This is a genomic window from Sphingobacterium gobiense, assembly GCF_002980575.1.
Lineage (GTDB): Bacteria > Bacteroidota > Bacteroidia > Sphingobacteriales > Sphingobacteriaceae > Sphingobacterium > Sphingobacterium gobiense.
The window spans coordinates 759693-778368 of sequence record NZ_PVBS01000001.1; the positions used below are offsets into that span (position 1 = coordinate 759693).

An 18676-nucleotide genomic window follows, 5' to 3' on the forward strand; every position below is an offset into this window, starting at 1 on the left:
CTAATTTATTACTTTGTTTTATTCCTTTTTCCACCAAAATTGTATGTAAACCCTAAAGTAAATACAGCATTTCCTGCTTTTAAATAGGTGTTGTCCACCACGTTAAAATTAAAACCGTTCGTATACTGTATCTGAAAACTCCTATTCAATTCCATGCGTGTATAAAAAAGAGGTTCAATAAACAACGCTTCTTCTGTTGGACTAGCTAAATCGTTAATAGCAAAATCTTGCATAGCAACCCGGCTAGCACGGACAGCAGTACCGTAATTTAATTTACGAGGTTTGCCGAATAGATTCAACTTTTGTCGTCTTGTGGACGAAAAATTTACTTGAACAAAAATTTTGTCAAAATCAACTATCCGCGTTTCTACCGGTATCATGCCCGTTGTAGACGCCCGGCGATCGATCTCTGTCGAAGATCCGATACCATAGCCTGCATATATTTCAAGTATCTGCCTTTTTTCTTTACCGACTCGGGTGAAATAACCAAGACCACCTTCTACCAAATGTTGCCTAAATAATTCATTTTTATTATTCTGGCCACCTTGGTCAATATAAGATCCATTCGCTATTATGGCTATATGATTTCCTACAGCAACACCCACGCTTCCGCTTAAATTCCCTTTAACATTGACATGGGCAGCAGCATGTACCTCCCCTTTTTCCTGAAACATAGGCGTCGCTGGCACATTGGGCATATATATCGAGCTACAGGAGGCAAAAAATAGCGCTAGCGGAAAGATGATGAAATATACAAATCGGATGATATACATAAGTTACTGTTCTTATGTGCTAGCAACGCTAATTATTGTGCCAAAATTATTTCAGCACTTTCTAGTTCTAACTGCATCTCCTTTTGCAGTTTTAAAGCTTCTTCCCGTGCACGTTCTGCAAAATCCTTTCCATCAGACGCATATATAATACCGCGCGTACTATTTACCAAGAGACCACAATCCTTGTTTATGCCGTACTGGCAGACTTCTCGTAGAGAACCGCCCTGCGCTCCAACACCCGGCACCAAAAGAAAATGATCCGGTACGTGTTGTCGAACATTTAAGAATCCCTCTCCCCGAGTCGCTCCTACCACAAACATCGTGTTTTCAGGTGTGCCCCAAGCTTTTACTTTATCCAATACATATTCAAATAATTCTACGCCAGATGCGTTGGTAAAGTTCTGAAAATCCCTACTTCCCGGGTTGGATGTCAACGCTAACACGATAGCCCATTTGTTGGGTATGTCCAGAAATGGAATGACCGAGTCATGCCCCATGTATGGTGTTATTGTAAGCGCATCAAAACCTAGGCCAGAGAGGTCTTCATCAAAAAAAGCTTTTGCATATCTGGTAGAAGTATTACCAATATCGCCTCGCTTCGCATCGGCAATGCTCAGACAGTTTTTTGGTAGTATTTCCCAAGTTTTTTGCAACGACTTCCAGCCTTTCGCACCATAACATTCGTAAAAAGCGATGTTTGGCTTATACGCCACACAAAGATCTTCTGTCGCCTCGATAATCGCTTTATTAAAAGAAAATATTGGATCTTCATGATCCAAAAGATGTGTCGGTATCTTGGCTAGATCCGTATCTAATCCTATACACAAAAAACTTTTTTTAATTTTAATTTGCTGAATCAACGCTGCTCTAGTCATTCTTATTTATGAGTTCTGTAATAAAGTCGAATACATCTGTGCGAGAATAATCCGCCATACCTTCATGGCGAGCAGCAATATCTCCTGTTTTATCCAAAATGACAGTCGTCGGGATAGCGCCCGCCAGCCATTCGCTTGGAATCTGGCTTTCAGGGTAATAAATAGGTAAATCCATGTCACTTTGTTGCATAAAATCGCGTGCCTTCTCCTTCTCAGCTTCAATCTCGACAATGAGGAAAACTACTTGATTATTGTCCTTAAATTTATCTTTTAATACCTGGATAGAAGGCATTTCTGCCTTACAAGGAGGGCACCAAGTTGCCCAAAAATTCAAGAAAACCACCTTCCCTTTTAAATCGGATATGTTCACCACCTCTCCGTTATCGTCCGAGAAAGCAACTCCAGCATAGTTGCTGTCCGATGTAATATCAACTTGCGAAGTGTTTGTAGATACTTCTTCCGGTTTTTCCAGATTAGGTTTAAATAGGCCTATTTTCATTAAGCCTTGTTGTATCCAAGCGCGCCCAGCCGGTAAGATCAATAAAATGATCAATCCTACAAGCAGTACGTTACTGCCTATTTTCCAAAGTTTCTTTTTATCACTCATTTTATGTAGATTTTATCTCCGTGACACTAAGTCGCTACCTTATTAGGTTCATAACGCATCATAATAGATTGCATCATTAGCTATCGAACTTCTCCAGTAATTTTAACAAGGTAGCAAAATCTTTCGGATACGGTGCTTCAAAACTGTATTCTCTTCCTTCTATAGAAAAACGGATTTGATGTGCATGCAAAGCAAAACGCTTCATAATAGGTTGTTCTTCTTCTCCTTTTGCCATCGTAAAACCTCTTTTCTTGATCTGAGACAAATAAACCGGTTTACCACGATACATCTCATCACCCACGATAGCCGCTCGTTGGGTTGCCAAATGAATGCGGATCTGGTGCATACGACCAGTAATCGGTTTACATTCGACCAGCGTAAAATTCCTAAAATACTGTATGGAATTAAAAATGGTTTCGGCCGGTTTTCCGTTAGTACGATCGATGGAGACATTTTTATTTCCTTGATTTAATATAGGTAAATTCACCAGCAAGTCTGTAAAGGAGTGTATGCCACCGATAATGGCGTGGTATTTTTTATCTACACGTCTGCGTTCAAACTCGATAGAAACCAAACGATATGTTTCGGGATTTTTCGCTAACAGGAGCAAACCGGAAGTATCTTTATCGAGACGATGGCATACCTGAGCGTCTGGATGGTACTTTTTAGCAAGACGTAAAATATTAATCTCGTCTCCACTCCGATTGTCTAGTGAAGCTATAAACGGTGGCTTATTAATGACAATTAGATCGTCGTCTTCAAAAAGGATGAGATCCTGAAATTTCGGAAATTTAAATAAACGATTGTCGCTTTTTTGCATAAACGCAAAAATACAGAAATCCCTTTAACATCCTCAACTTCTATAACTTTTTATTAGCTTTGTTTCTCTAAACTACAAGCAATGTCAGTAAATAAAATAATCAAGCGAGTAACCACGAACACCATCTTAGCCATGAAAGCCAACGGTGAAAAAGTTAGTATGCTTACAGCGTATGATTACTCGACCGCGCGTGCGCTGGATGATGCCGGTATCGACGTTTTATTGGTTGGCGATTCTGCCGCAAATGTTTTTGCGGGATATGAAACCACACTGCCCATTACATTGGACAACATGATATATCACGCCAGCGCGGTGGCGAGAGGTGCAAAGCGAGCATTAGTATTAGTCGATCTTCCCTTCGGTGAATACCAGGGTACGCCTGAAGATGCTTTCAAATCAGCTGTTCGAATGATGAAAGAATCAGGTGTTCATGCATTGAAATTGGAGGGTGGCGTAGAGATATTGGAGAATATTAAGAAGATTATTGATGCAGGTATTCCCGTTTGTGGACATTTAGGTCTTACGCCACAATCCATTAACAAATTCGGCACATTCGGTGTTCGGGCACAAGCGGATGCCGAAGCCGAAAAACTAAAGTCGGACGCGTTGGCTCTTCAAGAAATAGGCTGCTTTGCTATTGTGCTGGAAAAAATACCCGCAAAACTTGCTAAAGAAGTCAGTGAATCGCTGTCGATCCCAACCATTGGGATTGGTGCGGGAAACGGATGTGACGGACAAGTACTGGTGGTTAACGATATGCTTGGGTTCACCAAAGATTTTAAACCAAAGTTTTTAAGACGTTACATGGAAATGTACGACGGTATGGTGGAGGCGGCGACAAAATACGCAGAAGATGTAAAATCGGGAAACTATCCCAATGAATCTGAGCAATATTAAGCGCTTAATGGTTTTTTCAAGATAGGGTGATGAAGATATTTTTAATTATAGCATTAGTTGGAGTTTTGGCCTATCTCATCGCCAGAAGGTTTATGTTGACAAGTAAAAGCAATGCGTCGATTGTCAGAACTCATCAACACCAACGTTTTGTTGTGATAGATACTTCACCTCAACTTATCAGTCGGGTGACAAAAAGTACGTTACGTACAGTTGGAATCGGTTTTTTGCTTCTTTTGATCGCATTGGTTCTAGGGATGAAAATCAAAATACTTTGGATACTTATGCCATTAGCCCTTTACCTTATTGGCCAAATTTTCGTGTACACCAATCATGTTAAGTCTACTAAGGATCAGCGTATCTATTTTAATCCCACAACATATGAGGTTTTGGTCGATCACCTAAAAGACCAGCCTTTGTCTTTTAATTTGATGAGTGACATCGTAAGCATATCCGAAATAAAGTCTGTCCAGAAAAATCGGGACACACTATTTGGTTATTACAAACTTCGTTTAAAGCAAGGTACCGTTGTTATCCCCTATTTAATTGAGCAAAACGAAAACAGTGTGAATAAACTCTTTTTTTCGTACCTCAATGAAAATTTTAAAATTGAGGTAGAAAGTAAGCTGTTCCCTATTATCTAATGTGCTATCAATCGTTAATCGCTTTCCAGATCAAATCTTTCAGCTGTTGGATATTTTTACCCGATACGGAAGATATGAAAATGGAAGATATTCCTTTCGGTAACGTTTCAGCCATCTCCGATTCAAGCTCATCATCGAGCATATCTGATTTTGTAATTGCCAATAGCCGCGGTTTATCCATTAACTCGGGATTGTAAGCGGTTAACTCACGTAATAAAATTTGATATTCCTCATCAATGCTACGATCGGTGTCCGCGGGAATCATAAATAGCAAAACAGAATTGCGCTCAATGTGTCGTAAAAATCGGTGTCCTAAACCTTTTCCTTGCGACGCACCTTCAATAATACCGGGTATATCCGCCATTACGAACGATCTGTTATCGCGGTAACCGACGATTCCGAGATTCGGTACCAATGTGGTAAAAGGATAATCGGCAACTTCTGGCTTTGCTGCCGATACAACAGATAACAGCGTAGATTTTCCGGCATTTGGAAAGCCGACTAATCCGACATCTGCCAGTACTTTCAATTCCAGAATAATCCATTGCTCCTGTCCCGGCATGCCCGATTGCGCAAAGCGTGGTGTTTGCTGCGTAGCAGATTTAAAGTGCCAATTGCCTAACCCACCCTTTCCACCGGGAGTCAATATCTTAGTTTCTCCGTCTTCTGTAATATCAAATAAAATTTCGCCGGTTTCTGCATCCTTGGCAACCGTTCCTAAAGGAACCTCCAATATTTCATCTTTCCCGTTAGCTCCCGTACGCAATGCGCTTAATCCGGGTCCACCGTGTGCGGCGATGATGTGTTTTCTGTATTTTAAATGGAGTAAGGTCCAATGTTGTGAAGAACCTTTTAGGATAATATGCCCACCACGACCACCGTCACCTCCGTCTGGTCCACCTTTGGCCGTAAACTTATCCCGATGTAGGTGTGCGGAACCAGCTCCGCCATGCCCGGAGCGACAACACACCTTCACATAATCCACAAAATTTGAACCCTGAGCCATATCCTACTATCTTATTTTTACTTTGATATCTGCTTAATAGCTATCAATAATTGTCGTCAACGACTGGAAAATCGCATCAATATCACCAATGCCGTTTATTTTGGACAATTTGCCCTGACCTTCATAATATGGTAATACGTGCACCGTTTTATTGAAATACTCCTCGATACGTTTCGTCAACTTATCTGCAGCATCATCTGCGCGACCAGATACCTCCTGACGTTTCGCAATACGTTGCTTTAACTCCTCTTCCGTTACATCCAATGCCAATACGCCGGTAATACTTTCATTAATTGATTCCAGAAACTTGTCTAAGGCTTCTGCCTGTGCCACCGTACGCGGGAATCCATCAAAAATAAAACCTTGAGCTTGTGGATTTTTATTTATTTCTTCTTCCAACATGGCTATGGTGATGGAGTCAGGAACAAGATTACCGTCGGCAATAATCTGGCTCACCTGCTGACCCAATGCGGTCTGATTCTTGATATGAGCGCGGAATATATCGCCTGTGGAAATATGAACTAATTGGTATTTTTCAATGAGTTTTTCTGATTGGGTACCTTTCCCTGCACCGGGAGGACCAAATAAGACGAGGTTTAGCATAAGTTTATCGTTTTTATGTTAAAAAAAAGCCTAATCCCGATAAAGAATTAGGCTTTGCTTGTGCGCTCAAAGGGAGTCGAACCCCTAACCTCCTGATCCGTAGTCAGGTGCTCTATCCAGTTAAGCTATGAGCGCGGCAGCCATCACATCTAGACATTTCGTCTTCGCTGTTTTGGTGATGCAAATATAGGCAAACGGACCGGCTATGCAAACTTTTTTTCATTTTAATCTTAAGTAACTTTTTGCAAAATCACAAACAAATTCCCCCGTCTCATCTATTTTATAATACAAAACAATGCCCTTCTCTATAAAAGCTACGCTTTTGCATAAGTGCCCTTGTTTGATAAAGTACGCTCCTTTCTTAAGTTTTTTATACTGGAAAAATCGCTCAAAGAAGTTTTTTTCAAGGCTCCCGGGTATTTCTTTTTTTAATAAACTAAATAAAGTGGTATCTGTCATTCGTTTGGATTCTTACTTATGGGCTCAATCTGTAGCCTACGCTACGTTCTAGGAGAACCGCTCGTCACGATTCTTCGTATTAATAAGTCGCATCAAATATATTCATCCTTATGGATGCTAACAACTACTTTAGCGCTCTGTTGTCAGTTTTGAAGTCCCAAACGAGTATGTCCTGTATTTTAGCAAATGGAATTAAAAAAAAAGCCCAACTTTCGTTGAGCTCTTGAGCCTCCTATCGGGATCGAACCAATGACCTACTGATTACAAGTCAGTTGCTCTACCAGCTGAGCTAAGGAGGCTTTTGAATCGTTTCCGATTCAGTGATGCAAATATCACAGTTCTATCTCGATAATGCAAATACTTTTTTAAAAAACTCATAATAGCGCAGCTAAAAACCAAAACCATCGGCTGTTATACCGCAATCATTCGCTTAGATAGTAAGCGCGCAGTCATTTTGTCATTAAAATTCATTTTTATAAGACAAAATTTCTGATTTACACCATGCAATCAAAAAGGCACTTAAATTGTTTATCAACAAAAGGACATCAATTCACGCATTTACATCGATTTAAAAAGATTAACACTATATGAACTTTAACAACTATACCATCAAAGCACAGGAAGCTATACAAAAAGCTTCCGAAATGGCGACGGGCAATCAGCAACAAGCTATTGAACCCGCACATATATTAAAAGCACTCTTAACCGTGGACGAACACGTAATTGGGCATCTATTAAAAAAGCTCAACGTAAACACCAACTATTTGGATACGGAGGTCGACAAACAACTAGCTTCCTTACCTAAAGTAAGTGGAAGCAATGTATACCTCAGTAACACATCTGCCTCAGTGTTGCAGAAAGCGCAAAGTTATTTAAAAGAATTTAATGACGAATTTGTTTCCATTGAACACATTCTCTTAGGACTTCTTTCGTCAAGTGATAAAACGGCTTCTTTGTTAAAAGGTCAAGGTGTAAATGAAAAGGATCTCAAACTAGCAATTAAAGAGCTTCGCGGAAATAATCGTGTTACCGATCAAAATGCAGAGGCAACCTACAATGCGCTTGGAAAATATGCTCGCAACCTCAATGAGTTTGCAGAATCTGGAAAGCTGGATCCGGTTATCGGCCGGGATGAAGAAATTCGCCGCGTGATGCAGATTCTATCACGTCGTACGAAGAACAATCCGATTTTGGTTGGTGAGCCGGGTGTCGGTAAAACAGCCATTGCGGAAGGTATTGCCCACCGGATCATCAAAGGTGACGCGCCAGAGAATCTCAAATCCAAAACCGTGTTTTCGCTCGATATGGGCGCGCTTATTGCCGGCGCGAAATACAAGGGCGAGTTCGAAGAGCGTTTGAAAGCCGTGGTTAAAGAAGTGTCAGACAGTGCCGGTGAGATTATCTTATTTATCGATGAAATCCACACCTTGGTGGGTGCCGGCGGTGGTGAAGGCGCTATGGATGCGGCAAATATCCTAAAACCTGCTTTAGCACGTGGAGAGCTGCGCGCAATCGGCGCCACAACTTTAAATGAATATCAAAAATACTTCGAGAAAGATAAAGCCTTAGAGCGCCGATTCCAAAAGGTTATGGTCGACGAACCGGATACACAGGATGCGATTTCAATCCTCCGCGGTCTTAAAGAAAGATATGAAACTCACCATAAGGTTCGTATCCTAGATGAGTCTATTATTGCGGCCGTAGAGTTATCACAACGTTATATCACCGACAGGTTCTTGCCCGATAAAGCGATTGACCTAATCGATGAAGCGGCGTCTAAACTGCGTTTGGAAATGGACTCCGTACCAGAAGCAGTGGATGAACTGGAAAGACGCATCATGCAACTGGAAATTGAGCGGGAGGCGATTAAGCGCGAGAATGACGAGAAGAAAGTGAAAGAGCTTTCTGAAACCATCGCCAATCTCTCCAACGAACGCGATTCATTAAAAGCAGCTTGGCAATCAGAGAAAAGTTTGGTCGATAAAGTTAATCAGGAAATCCAGCATATCGAGGATTACAAACTGGAAGCAGATCAAGCAGAACGTGCTGGCGATTACGGAAAGGTAGCCGAATTGCGTTATGGAAAAATTAAAGAAGCACAGGATAATGTTGAAAAACTGAAAACCGAACTTGCGGAAAAGCAACAAGATAGCCGTATGCTAAAAGAGGAAGTTACTTCTGAGGATATCGCGGACGTAGTATCTCGTTGGACAGGTATTCCTGTCAGCAAAATGGTGCAGTCTGAACGTGAGAAATTGCTTAACCTGGAAGAAGAATTGCATAAACGTGTCGCGGGTCAGGAAGAAGCAATCGAGGCGATTGCCGATGCCATCCGTCGTTCCAGAGCCGGGCTGAGCGATGCGAAACGACCTATCGGTTCGTTCATCTTCCTTGGTACAACTGGGGTAGGTAAAACAGAACTTGCTAAGGCATTGGCCGAATTCCTGTTTGATGATGAACAAGCTATGGTACGGATTGATATGTCCGAATATCAAGAACGACATGCGGTATCCAGATTGATTGGTGCGCCTCCCGGATACATCGGTTACGAAGAAGGCGGGCAGTTAACGGAAGCTGTACGCCGTAGGCCTTATTCAGTCGTCCTTTTGGATGAGATCGAGAAAGCCCATCCGGACGTATTCAATATCTTATTGCAAGTATTGGATGACGGACATTTGACAGATAACAAAGGACGCGTGGTCAACTTTAAAAATACGATCATCATCATGACGTCCAATACCGGATCGCATATTATTCAGGAGAATTTCTCCAAATTGGATGACAGCAACCGCGATGAAGTGATTGCGAAAACGAAGGATGACGTATTTGAACTCTTACAGAAGTCGATCAGACCGGAGTTTCTGAACCGTATTGATGAAGTGATCATGTTTACACCGTTGAGCCGGGATGAGATTGGCGATATTGTGCGCATGCAATTTCAGAAGATACAGAAACAACTCTCGGAACAGAATATATTCTTATCTGCCAGTGAAGATGCACTCGATTGGTTAGGTCAATTGGGCTACGATCCGGTATACGGCGCAAGACCGTTAAAACGGGTTATACAAAAGCGGGTGCTCAATGAACTCTCGAAAGAGATTCTTTCGGATAAGGTTTCGAGGGATTCGGTTATCCAACTGGATGTATTCGATGGTAAGTTTGTATTTATGAATAAAAAAGACGGGGGGCAATAATCCCCGTCTTTTATTCTTTAATCCGCCATACGGAAATAGCACCCAACAGCATAAATATCCCGCCTAGCATAATCCCATATATCGATTGGCTGCCAAAAACATATTTAATAATCATACCGCCGAAAAAACCGCATATAATTTGCGGAAAGGTGATAAAGAAATTAAAGATCCCCATATATACCCCCATCTTACGAGCAGGCAGGCTGTCACTCAGAATGGCATAAGGCATGGAGAGAATGCTTCCCCAAGCTATACCCACCCCCAGCATTGTTAATAACAAGATATTCGGCGAGGAAATAAAGAGTATAGAGATCAAGGATATACCACCGATGACCAATCCGAACGCATGTACTTTTGTTCGTCCAAATCGATTCGCGAGCCGGGGCAAGAAAATGGCGTATATGGCCGATATACCATTGTACACACCAAAAAGCACCCCCACCCAGTTGCCAGCTTCCGCATACAGACGATTGCGCTCGCCATCCATCTTATAAAACACATGTTCCGCAATAGCCGGTGTCATATATACCCACATCATGAAAAGCGCAAACCAGGAGAAAAACTGTACCCATCCGAGCTTTTTCATCGTTAAAGGCATCCGCTTGAAATCTTGAAAGATTGCGCCAAAGTTATGGCTGGATGAAGATTGCGTTTCCCCTTTCGCTTCTTCCTGTCCCATAAAAGACTCCAGTTCTTCCGGGGTATATTCTTTTGTGGTAAAAACGGTCCACAAAATGGTAATGATCAAAACGAACGCGCCAAAGTAAAACGAATAAATCACATTTTGCGGAACGATACCGTCTCCCCCTTCAGCAGGGATATGTAAATATTCTGCAAACACGTAAGGTAGCCAGGAACCGACTACAGCCCCCACACCTATCAAAACGGTTTGAACCGAAAAGCCTAAGCTTCGCTGGGAACTGGGCAGATTATCGCCTACCAATGCACGGAACGGTTCCATCGTCACGTTAATGGACGCATCCATCAGCATTAGCATGCCTGCACCAATCAATAACGGGGGGAGTAATGTGGTAAATAGAGCGATGTTGGGCATAAGTACTAACGCTACCGCTGTCAATATGGCTCCGACCAAAAAGAAAGGTCGCCGACGCCCCATCTTTGTCCAGGTGCGATCACTATAGTGGCCGATAATCGGCTGCACGATCATGCCCGTAATCGGAGCTGCCAGCCAAAACAAGGAAAGATGCTCCACATCGGCACCAAACGTTTGTAGAATACGGGAAGCATTACCATTTTGCAAAGCAAATCCCATTTGGATGCCCAAAAAGCCCATGCTCATGTTAACAATTTGGGCAACAGTCAAAGTGGGTTTAACGCGAATATTGTTCATGAAAAGGTTTTAAGATTTCCATTCAGGTTCTATCAGAAGCTGTTCCTCGTTAAATATAATACTAATTTCGGTATCAGACAGATTTTTGATTTCAAAATCGTCCTGGCTTACTTTGATATATAACTTCGTTCCTCTATACTGAACGTGAAAAGCATAGCTTTGCCAGTTTTTTGGAATAAAGGTTTGAAAATGTAATTTACCGTCACGTACGCGCATACCCGCGAATCCCTCTACAATGGCAAGCCACGTACCCGCCATCGAGGTAATGTGCAACCCATCTTCCGTATCGTTGTTATAATCATCTAAATCAAGCCGCGCAGTACGAAGATAAAATTCATACGCTTTATCTTCCTTACCCAATTTAGCAGCGATAATAGCATGCACACAAGGTGAAAGCGAACTTTCATGCACCGTTAACGGTTCGTAAAAATCGTAATTTCGGCGGATGGTGTCTTCGTCGAACTCATGCTCAAAGAAATATAGGCCTTGCAACACATCTGCCTGTTTAATATAACAAGAACGTAGTATCCGATCCCAACTCCAATGTTGATTCAAAGGACGTACTTCGGCTGGAAGCTCCACGACGGGGATCAGTTCTTTATCCAAGAAACCATCTTGCTGCAGAAATACACCGCGGTCACTATCTTCCGGAAGGTACATATTATCAATAATATGTTGCCATTTTGCACATTCTTCGGTCTTAAGAGCCAATCTCGACAGCAAAGCATACAAACAATCCTCCTGTTGTGCTTGCTGCTGTGTAATAGCATCCAATGTATAACGCAAACACCATACAGCAATTTTGTTTGTATACCAGTTGTTGTTTACATTATTCTCATACTCATTCGGGCCGGTTACACCGAGCATCACATATTGCTGTTTTTGCTCGCTCCAATTAACACGTTGCGCCCAAAAACGGCTAATACCGATCAATACCTCCAAACCGTGTGTAGCGAGATACGCCGTATCATCCGTGTAACGGATATAATTATAAATCGCGTAAGCAATGGCACCGTTCCGGTGAATTTCCTCAAATGTAATCTCCCATTCATTGTGGCATTCTTCCCCGTTGATGGTGACCATTGGATACAATGCCGCTCCTTTATCGAATCCCAATTTGCCGGCATTTTCAATAGCTTTTTCCAAATGCTGATAACGGTAAAGCAATAGGTTGCGGGCCACCCTAGGCGCCTGTGTCGCCAGATAAAAAGGTAAACAATAGGCTTCGGTGTCCCAATAAGTGACTCCACCATATTTCTCTCCCGTAAAACCTTTCGGCCCGATATTCAGTCTAGCGTCTTCGCCTGTATACGTTTGGTTTAACTGAAAAATATTAAATCGGATAGCTTGTTGTGCAGCGATATCTCCTTCGATCTGTATATCACTCTCTTCCCAGATACGTGCCCAGGCATCTGTTTGCAATTGCACCAATTCAGTATAGCTTTTGGACGCGATTTGTGCCAAACTGCTTTGTGCGACTTCCGTTAGCTTATCCAAAGGATGATGAAGGGAACTGACTATCGCCACATATTTCTCCAAGCGAATGGATTCCCCTACGTTCAAATGCGCACGCAGCTCCTCGCTCACATAACATTGTTCTTTGCTCTTTGTGCCCGACGCTTGTACAGTTCCCCTGACATAGAACACGTTTCGCAAATGTGTTTCTACGCGAAACTGTGTTTTTTTGGTTTCCGTTACTAGTACGAGGTCATCTTGAATGTCTTCCGCAATCGGTACCCAAAAACGTTCATCATAATTGCTATCCCGATTAACGACATCGCCATTTAAATAGGAACGTATAGACACTTCTGCATCCGAATTTAAGACACGTAGCGTGTATTGCAGTGATGCGGTATCCGATTGAAACAGATGGTACATCCGCTTAGCCGTCACTTCTACTACAGCACCGGTTGGCATCTCTGCTATAAACGTACGATAGAGTACACCAGCTTTCATATCCAAACGACGTTCGAAACCAGAGATTTCACATTGTGCTAGATCTAAAAGCATGCCGTCGATACGAATATCGAGTCCAATCCACTGTACCGCATTAAGTACTTTGGCAAAATACTCGGGATAACCGTTTTTCCACCAGCCTACCCTTGTTTTATCGGGATAGTAAACACCGGCAAGATAAGAGCCTTGCATCGTTTTTCCGGAGAATGATTCTTCGAAATTTCCCCGCTGTCCCATCCTGCCGTTTCCAATGGAAAATATGCTTTCCGAAAATTCATTGTGCTCTGCTCTAAATTGATTTTCAATGATATGCCAAGGATCGTGTATGATGTAATTCTTCATGTTTTTCGCTAATAATCACTTATTAATATTTCCGACAAATCGTTGACACGCGCATTGTAGTTAGTCAATACATGAGACTTGTCTACGGCTATCACCGGCATGTTTGCGGTCCGTGCGGCTTCAATGCCAGCTTGTGCATCTTCTAATACAACACAAGCTGCAGGCATTATACCGACTTCTGCTGCCGCCTTCAAAAAAACTTCGGGGTCGGGTTTCGAGTTTTTAACGACGTTTCCGTCGATAATAGCATCGAAATAGTGCAGGATACCGGTTTTCTCTAAAATTCGAATTGCATTTTTACTCGCCGAGCCTAGTGCAATTTTTTTATCAGCCGCTTTCAAATAGGTCAATAAGTCTAACGTGCCGGGTAGTACGTCCCCATACTTCATCTTTTCGACCAATTCCAGATACCAAGTGTTTTTTAACGACGCCAGTTGTTCTTTTTTTGGGGCAGGTACTTCCCTGTTTGCCCATTTCAAGATGAGATTCAGCGAATCTACGCGACTGACGCCTTTTAATTGTTCATTTTCTACCTCTGTGAAATCAAAATCAAACTGTTTTGCCAACTGCTTCCAAGCCTGGTAATGAAATACAGCAGTGTCCACCAGCACCCCGTCCAAATCAAATATGACGGCAGTTGCCTCGTCTATTAATCTCCTTGCGTTCATTCGCTATTTTAGTTCCAATACCAACGTTTGTTTCCCTTTCACTGCAACGCTCTCTGGTAGATCCAAAGATTCACCAGTCAAAATATTCTTCATCTGGTTTGATTGTCCGATACCTTCGTCAAAACGGGCTAACGCTACGTCTTGCTGCTCCTTACTACAATTCATGATAACCATTACTTTTTCTTTATCGTTATAGCGGAAATACACATACACATCATTTTGCGGTACATAATGCAACAACTTACCATCCTGTAGTGCAGCCGTCTTCTTTCTATATTGCGCCAATGTACGTACATGGTTAAACATGTCATTTTCAGCTTCTGTACGCCCTTCGGGCGTGAATTTATTCACCTCATCTCCCGGAAAACCTCCTTTAAAGTCATCCCTAACCAAACCATCCGGTCTGCTGAAGTTTTTCATTAATATCTCTGCACCATAGTACATTTGGGGAATACCACGGTAAGTTAATAACCAACTAAAGGCACTTTTGTACTTTTCGATGTCTTCGCCTACTGTCGAAAAGAAGCGATCTTTATCATGGTTATCTAGGAAAATAACATTTGCCAAAGGATTTGGATACAGGTAGTCGCCACTGACGATGCTATATAATTTGTTGGCACCGTCTTTTTCCAAGTTAAGTGCATCTCCAATAGCGTAATTTAACTGAAAATCCGTTACACCTTCCAGTTTCGTATCGACATCCTGCCCTAGTTTTTGGCCACCTAAGAAATACGCTTGGTTAGGAACGGAGTGTACCCATGTTTCCCCAAAGAACGAGAAATCCGGAAATTCTGCACGGATCGCATCCGTCCATTTCCCCATAAATTCGAGGTCGTTATAGGGATAAGTATCGATACGAAAACCGTCCACACCCACTTCTTCGATCCACCAGATATGACTCTGTGTGATGTATTTCTGCATCTTTTCATTTTGATGGTTCAAATCCGGCATTGTTTCCACAAACCATCCTTTTTCCATCAGATCTTTATCCGCCTGTGTTCCATAAGGGTCAAACATCGTCTGGTCTTTATAGGTCGTTTGCGTGAATGCATCCCACTCATGTAACCAATCGGAGGACGGACGGTCTATAACTGCCCAATGATAAAGCCCTACGTGATTAGGCACGACATCATGAACCAGTTTCATGTTGCGTTTATGGAGTTCTTTTCCGAGTTTCCGGTAGGTATCGACTGTTCCAAAACGCGGATCTATTTCATAGTTTTCGGTATTAGCATAACCATGATAAGAATAACCCGGCATATCGTTCGTCAAGACCGGTGTCATCCATAGAGCCGTGACACCCAAATCCTCGAGATAATCCAAGTTGTTTATAATACCTTGCAGGTCGCCTCCGTGTCTGTAATACATAGAGTCGCGGTTTACAGCGGTTTCACGCATACCCTTTACCGAATCGTTATCGGGATCGCCGTTGGCAAACCGATCAGGCATAATCAAGTAGATAAGGTCTGCCGCATGTACACCTTGTGCCTTAACCAAGTCTTTGTCCCTGTTTTTCAATACATAATCACGGGTTAACACTTTCTTTCCGTTTTTGTATAACGCTATAGGATAAGTGCCTGCTTGTGCATTATCCAGAATTTCGACATCTAGGAAAAGGTAATTCGTATTTTCCACACGATGAACTTTTTTCAACTGTATGCCTGTCTTGGGCAATTTCACTTCACAATCCCCGATATCGGAACCATATAATACGATTTGCAGTTCCGGGTTGTGCATCCCTACCCACCAATGCAGGGGTTCGGCTCGCTGTATGGATTGCCCTTGTGCAAAGGCAATCCATAACATTGAGCATAACAGCGTGATCGCTATCTTAATGTTGTTCATTATTATTGTTTTAGATAATTACTATTATTTCTTCACTAATGTGTATGTCAGGTTGACGAGATCTAATGTAATGTCATATGTACCTGCTTGTGTTACAGCAATATTGTCGTTATTTAACGATCCGTTCGCACCACCATAATTCGTTCCCCAATCGCGGTTTTTACGGAATTTCATGTCGCCGACCTTCAGTTCTACGGTTGCTTTCCACAGTTGTGTACTGTTTTCGTAACGCATATCTGTATCGTTATCCCATCCAGCAGCCGCATTGCCAACAATTCCCCAACTATGATCCTTATAAGAAATCGTATTTTCATTGGTATTTACGGTGAGCTCAAGATTTCCAGCTCGAGGTGCCTTGATATTTCCCGATGCACTCAACGAAATTCGTCCCGCCCCATCATCACCATACGAAGCATCCCAGCTGCGATCAGGTGTCACCTTAAATTCCGAATCTGCTTCAGGGAAGTAAATAATACCAGTGTAGACGCCGTTACTTGTAGGGGACACCAAGCTTTCGGCAGTTTCGATGACCCAGCCCTGGTAGGCGCCCGGCACATAAAGATAACTGATGGCCGCATAAGGCGTAACCGCTAACGGCAACGTATTAGAATAAAGTGGCGTAAACGATGTCGAGATAGTAGACTTTAACCGCAATTCCAAATCTGTAACGACATCTACTGGTAATTCCATAGCCAGCAATATCGCGTTTAGTTCAAGGGTACTAAATTTATAACTATCGTCGCCAGCTGAAAACGCAATCTCTTTAGCCCCTTCAAAATCCTGTCCTTTCAGTCCAATTTGCAGCGTATTGGTAATAGCGGCATTAAACCCGAAATCAGCGGGTTCCCATTGTATCGCTAAAGCTTCCTGATCCGCATTTTCTTTGGTAAGTACCACCGAAGATGCCGAAGCCTCCAACGAACCACCCTCTCCGGGCACTGCCACCAGTTTGGTTTCATCTTTGCTGCACGATACACCGAGTAGGCTAAGAAGTACAGCAATACATGCAATTATATTTAACGTTTTCATTATTTCCTTATTTGAATATATACTGTATTAATAACCCGTATTTTGTTCTAGATTCGGATTTGCGATTAGATCCGCCGCCGGTATAGGAAAAAGCGTGCGAAAGGATTCAACCGAGCGACCCGCTGCCTGTCCACCTTTGAAGGGCCATAAATAACTTCCACCCGTATACCGACCATAACGAATCAAATCTGTTCGGCGGAAGGCCTCCCAATACAGTTCTTTGCTGCGCTCGTCCAGCACAATATCTAAAGAGATAGTGCTCAAATTTCCTGAAGAGTTGCCATATGCACGTGCTCTAAGGAGATTAAGATAGGCCAAGGCTTGCGTATTGCTGCCTCCTGATCCTCCACGCAGTACTGCTTCCGCATAAATCAAATATTGTTCGGCCAAACGGAATAATGGAAAATCGGTAGAAACGAACGTGCCGTTGATCGACTTACCATCTTGATTTGTAGAGGTTTTATTGCTGAACTTCGTCACAGCCAAGCCCTCGGTGAATACAGCCGGATCTTCAATATTCGGATTATTGCCGAAAAACATCGCCCGTTTATCGGTGTTTCCACTTACATCTTCAAAAGTACCGGGTAAGGTACTTCGACTACGGTTGCCTCCCCATCCCCCACCAGGGATACCGAAGTTTGCTGGTGTCATCGAACCGTGTACAGATGAGTTGATGATGAATGTTGTTCCGCCGTTATTTTGCGTCTGTATACCGTCATATGCAATAGGAAGAATCACTTCTGGATTATGCTGATCGTTATCAGCCAAAAAAAGGTGCTGATACTGTTCCATTAGGCTATAACCTGCATCAATGACTTTAGAAGCATAAGTTACCGCTTCCGTATACTTACCATTGCCTTGACCAAGATATACTTCGGCATTGAGGTACAAGCGGGCTAGTAATGCCCAAGCTGCTGCTTGGTCTACCCGTGCATATTCATTTTGTCGCGGAGCTGCCAATAGCTCATCGATAGCAAGAAGTTCGGTCTCTATATATTCAAAAAGGGCCGCCCGATTGATCTGACTCGGTGGTGTAACACCTATTTCGTTTTCTTCGGTTATAAAAGGCGGGTTGCCGTATAGATCCATCAATACCCAATATTGATAGGCACGCAGGAATCTCGCTTCTGCACGGTATTGCATTATAGCTGTCGCATCGTTTCCCGTAATACCTCTCCCTGCCAGCTTTTCTTCGGTACTTTCACGTAAAAACTCGTTAATGACCGTGATATGGTAAATACTTCTTGTATAAAGCCCTCGGAGCATAACGTTGCTCGAATTCCATGTCTGATAATTAAGATCAGCTACCCCGGGATCGCCTAACCATGCACAGATGCCTTCATCTGTTGTCAATTCCTGTGCGTTCCAGTAAAGGCGTAAAAAATCAGATGTTCCGGCATCGATTCCACCTAAATCACTGTCTCCGGGACCTGTGCCACTAGTCAGGGCAAAGCTACCATATACCTTTGCCAAGGCATTTTTATAGCCTTCCGGTGAGCCATAAGCGACATCTGCCGTAATATCATTTGTTGGCGCCAAGTCCAGGTTCTGACTACAACTCGTCAGCATCAAGACTGCATTAATGGCTAAAAATATAGTGCGTTTCATTT

Annotated in this window: 16 protein-coding genes and 2 tRNA genes; 3 read left to right on the forward strand and 15 right to left on the reverse strand. The window is 42.6% G+C overall.

Annotated features, from left to right (window positions below; all coding sequences use genetic code 11):
* Positions 1-8: 8 nt before the first annotated feature.
* The 4 genes from C5749_RS03440 to C5749_RS03455 all read right to left on the reverse strand — a co-directional run bounded on the left by C5749_RS03440 (position 9) and on the right by C5749_RS03455 (position 3075).
* Complete coding sequence (locus C5749_RS03440) at positions 9-773, reverse strand: hypothetical protein (RefSeq protein ID WP_105723039.1); 765 nt, start codon at positions 771-773, stop codon at positions 9-11.
* 32 nt (positions 774-805) lie between these two features.
* The gene (gene pyrF / locus C5749_RS03445) at positions 806-1648 is read right to left on the reverse strand and encodes an orotidine-5'-phosphate decarboxylase (protein WP_105723041.1); all 843 of its coding nucleotides are present in this window, start codon (positions 1646-1648) and stop codon (positions 806-808) included.
* Positions 1641-2255 (reverse strand): TlpA family protein disulfide reductase, encoded by a 615-nt coding sequence (locus C5749_RS03450; protein ID WP_105723043.1) that lies wholly within the window; start codon positions 2253-2255, stop codon positions 1641-1643. Before C5749_RS03450 ends, pyrF begins: the two co-directional genes overlap by 8 nt.
* Before the next feature lie 76 nt (positions 2256-2331).
* Positions 2332-3075: an RluA family pseudouridine synthase gene (locus C5749_RS03455; protein WP_105723045.1), complete on the reverse strand. Its 744-nt coding sequence runs from the start codon at positions 3073-3075 to the stop codon at positions 2332-2334.
* A gap of 81 nt (positions 3076-3156) precedes the next feature.
* Here C5749_RS03455 and panB point away from each other — a divergent pair, with 81 nt between their 5' ends.
* Together panB and C5749_RS03465 are read left to right on the forward strand one after the other, a co-directional pair.
* Complete coding sequence (panB, locus tag C5749_RS03460) at positions 3157-3972, forward strand: 3-methyl-2-oxobutanoate hydroxymethyltransferase (protein ID WP_105723047.1); 816 nt, start codon at positions 3157-3159, stop codon at positions 3970-3972.
* 29 nt (positions 3973-4001) lie between these two features.
* Positions 4002-4613, forward strand: a complete 612-nt coding sequence (locus C5749_RS03465) for a hypothetical protein (protein WP_105723049.1) — start codon at positions 4002-4004, stop codon at positions 4611-4613.
* 7 nt (positions 4614-4620) lie between these two features.
* Here the strand turns inward: C5749_RS03465 and obgE are convergent, their stop codons facing one another.
* The 5 genes from obgE to C5749_RS03490 all read right to left on the reverse strand — a co-directional run bounded on the left by obgE (position 4621) and on the right by C5749_RS03490 (position 6980).
* Positions 4621-5619 (reverse strand): GTPase ObgE, encoded by a 999-nt coding sequence (gene obgE / locus C5749_RS03470; RefSeq protein WP_105723051.1) that lies wholly within the window; start codon positions 5617-5619, stop codon positions 4621-4623.
* Between the two features lie 33 nt (positions 5620-5652).
* A complete protein-coding gene (locus tag C5749_RS03475; RefSeq protein WP_105723053.1) occupies positions 5653-6222 on the reverse strand; it encodes an adenylate kinase in 570 nt (189 codons plus the stop codon).
* 61 nt (positions 6223-6283) lie between these two features.
* A tRNA-Arg gene (locus tag C5749_RS03480) sits at positions 6284-6357 on the reverse strand.
* An 84-nt stretch (positions 6358-6441) separates the two neighbouring features.
* Positions 6442-6681, reverse strand: a complete 240-nt coding sequence (locus C5749_RS03485) for a cyclic nucleotide-binding domain-containing protein (RefSeq protein WP_105723055.1) — start codon at positions 6679-6681, stop codon at positions 6442-6444.
* 226 nt (positions 6682-6907) lie between these two features.
* A tRNA-Thr gene (locus C5749_RS03490) sits at positions 6908-6980 on the reverse strand.
* Positions 6981-7268: 288 nt separating this feature from the next.
* On the opposite strand from C5749_RS03490, the gene clpB reads away from it, so the two are divergent.
* On the forward strand, positions 7269-9875 hold the full coding sequence (clpB, locus tag C5749_RS03495) for an ATP-dependent chaperone ClpB (RefSeq protein WP_105723057.1): 2607 nt from the start codon (positions 7269-7271) through the stop codon (positions 9873-9875).
* A 10-nt stretch (positions 9876-9885) separates the two neighbouring features.
* Here the strand turns inward: clpB and C5749_RS03500 are convergent, their stop codons facing one another.
* The 6 genes from C5749_RS03500 to C5749_RS03525 are packed head-to-tail and all read right to left on the reverse strand — an operon-like array spanning position 9886 to position 18674.
* The gene (locus C5749_RS03500) at positions 9886-11226 is read right to left on the reverse strand and encodes an MFS transporter (protein WP_105723059.1); all 1341 of its coding nucleotides are present in this window, start codon (positions 11224-11226) and stop codon (positions 9886-9888) included.
* A 9-nt stretch (positions 11227-11235) separates the two neighbouring features.
* Positions 11236-13524: a family 65 glycosyl hydrolase domain-containing protein gene (locus C5749_RS03505; protein ID WP_105723061.1), complete on the reverse strand. Its 2289-nt coding sequence runs from the start codon at positions 13522-13524 to the stop codon at positions 11236-11238.
* An 8-nt stretch (positions 13525-13532) separates the two neighbouring features.
* Positions 13533-14192 (reverse strand): beta-phosphoglucomutase, encoded by a 660-nt coding sequence (pgmB, locus tag C5749_RS03510; RefSeq protein WP_105723064.1) that lies wholly within the window; start codon positions 14190-14192, stop codon positions 13533-13535.
* 3 nt (positions 14193-14195) lie between these two features.
* Positions 14196-16037 (reverse strand): glycoside hydrolase family 13 protein, encoded by a 1842-nt coding sequence (locus C5749_RS03515; RefSeq protein ID WP_181151265.1) that lies wholly within the window; start codon positions 16035-16037, stop codon positions 14196-14198.
* 24 nt (positions 16038-16061) lie between these two features.
* The gene (locus C5749_RS03520; protein ID WP_105723068.1) at positions 16062-17066 is read right to left on the reverse strand and encodes a SusE domain-containing protein; all 1005 of its coding nucleotides are present in this window, start codon (positions 17064-17066) and stop codon (positions 16062-16064) included.
* Between the two features lie 27 nt (positions 17067-17093).
* Entirely contained in the window at positions 17094-18674 is a 1581-nt protein-coding gene (locus C5749_RS03525; RefSeq protein WP_105723070.1) for a RagB/SusD family nutrient uptake outer membrane protein, read from the reverse strand.
* Positions 18675-18676: the final 2 nt, after the last annotated feature.

Excerpts from the sequence above, each read along its gene's own strand:
- pgmB (WP_105723064.1), bottom strand. The coding sequence starts at position 14,192 with ATGAACGCAAGGAGATTAATAGACGAGGCAACTGCCGTCATATTTGAT.
- C5749_RS03520 (WP_105723068.1), bottom strand. The coding sequence starts at position 17,066 with ATGAAAACGTTAAATATAATTGCATGTATTGCTGTACTTCTTAGCCTA.
- C5749_RS03475 (WP_105723053.1), bottom strand. The coding sequence starts at position 6,222 with ATGCTAAACCTCGTCTTATTTGGTCCTCCCGGTGCAGGGAAAGGTACC.
- obgE (WP_105723051.1), bottom strand. The coding sequence starts at position 5,619 with ATGGCTCAGGGTTCAAATTTTGTGGATTATGTGAAGGTGTGTTGTCGC.
- C5749_RS03465 (WP_105723049.1), top strand. The coding sequence starts at position 4,002 with ATGAAGATATTTTTAATTATAGCATTAGTTGGAGTTTTGGCCTATCTC.
- pyrF (WP_105723041.1), bottom strand. The coding sequence starts at position 1,648 with ATGACTAGAGCAGCGTTGATTCAGCAAATTAAAATTAAAAAAAGTTTT.
- C5749_RS03525 (WP_105723070.1), bottom strand. The coding sequence starts at position 18,674 with ATGAAACGCACTATATTTTTAGCCATTAATGCAGTCTTGATGCTGACG.
- panB (WP_105723047.1), top strand. The coding sequence starts at position 3,157 with ATGTCAGTAAATAAAATAATCAAGCGAGTAACCACGAACACCATCTTA.
- C5749_RS03500 (WP_105723059.1), bottom strand. The coding sequence starts at position 11,226 with ATGAACAATATTCGCGTTAAACCCACTTTGACTGTTGCCCAAATTGTT.
- clpB (WP_105723057.1), top strand. The coding sequence starts at position 7,269 with ATGAACTTTAACAACTATACCATCAAAGCACAGGAAGCTATACAAAAA.
- C5749_RS03440 (WP_105723039.1), bottom strand. The coding sequence starts at position 773 with ATGTATATCATCCGATTTGTATATTTCATCATCTTTCCGCTAGCGCTA.
- C5749_RS03515 (WP_181151265.1), bottom strand. The coding sequence starts at position 16,037 with ATGAACAACATTAAGATAGCGATCACGCTGTTATGCTCAATGTTATGG.
- C5749_RS03455 (WP_105723045.1), bottom strand. The coding sequence starts at position 3,075 with ATGCAAAAAAGCGACAATCGTTTATTTAAATTTCCGAAATTTCAGGAT.
- C5749_RS03485 (WP_105723055.1), bottom strand. The coding sequence starts at position 6,681 with ATGACAGATACCACTTTATTTAGTTTATTAAAAAAAGAAATACCCGGG.
- C5749_RS03505 (WP_105723061.1), bottom strand. The coding sequence starts at position 13,524 with ATGAAGAATTACATCATACACGATCCTTGGCATATCATTGAAAATCAA.
- C5749_RS03450 (WP_105723043.1), bottom strand. The coding sequence starts at position 2,255 with ATGAGTGATAAAAAGAAACTTTGGAAAATAGGCAGTAACGTACTGCTT.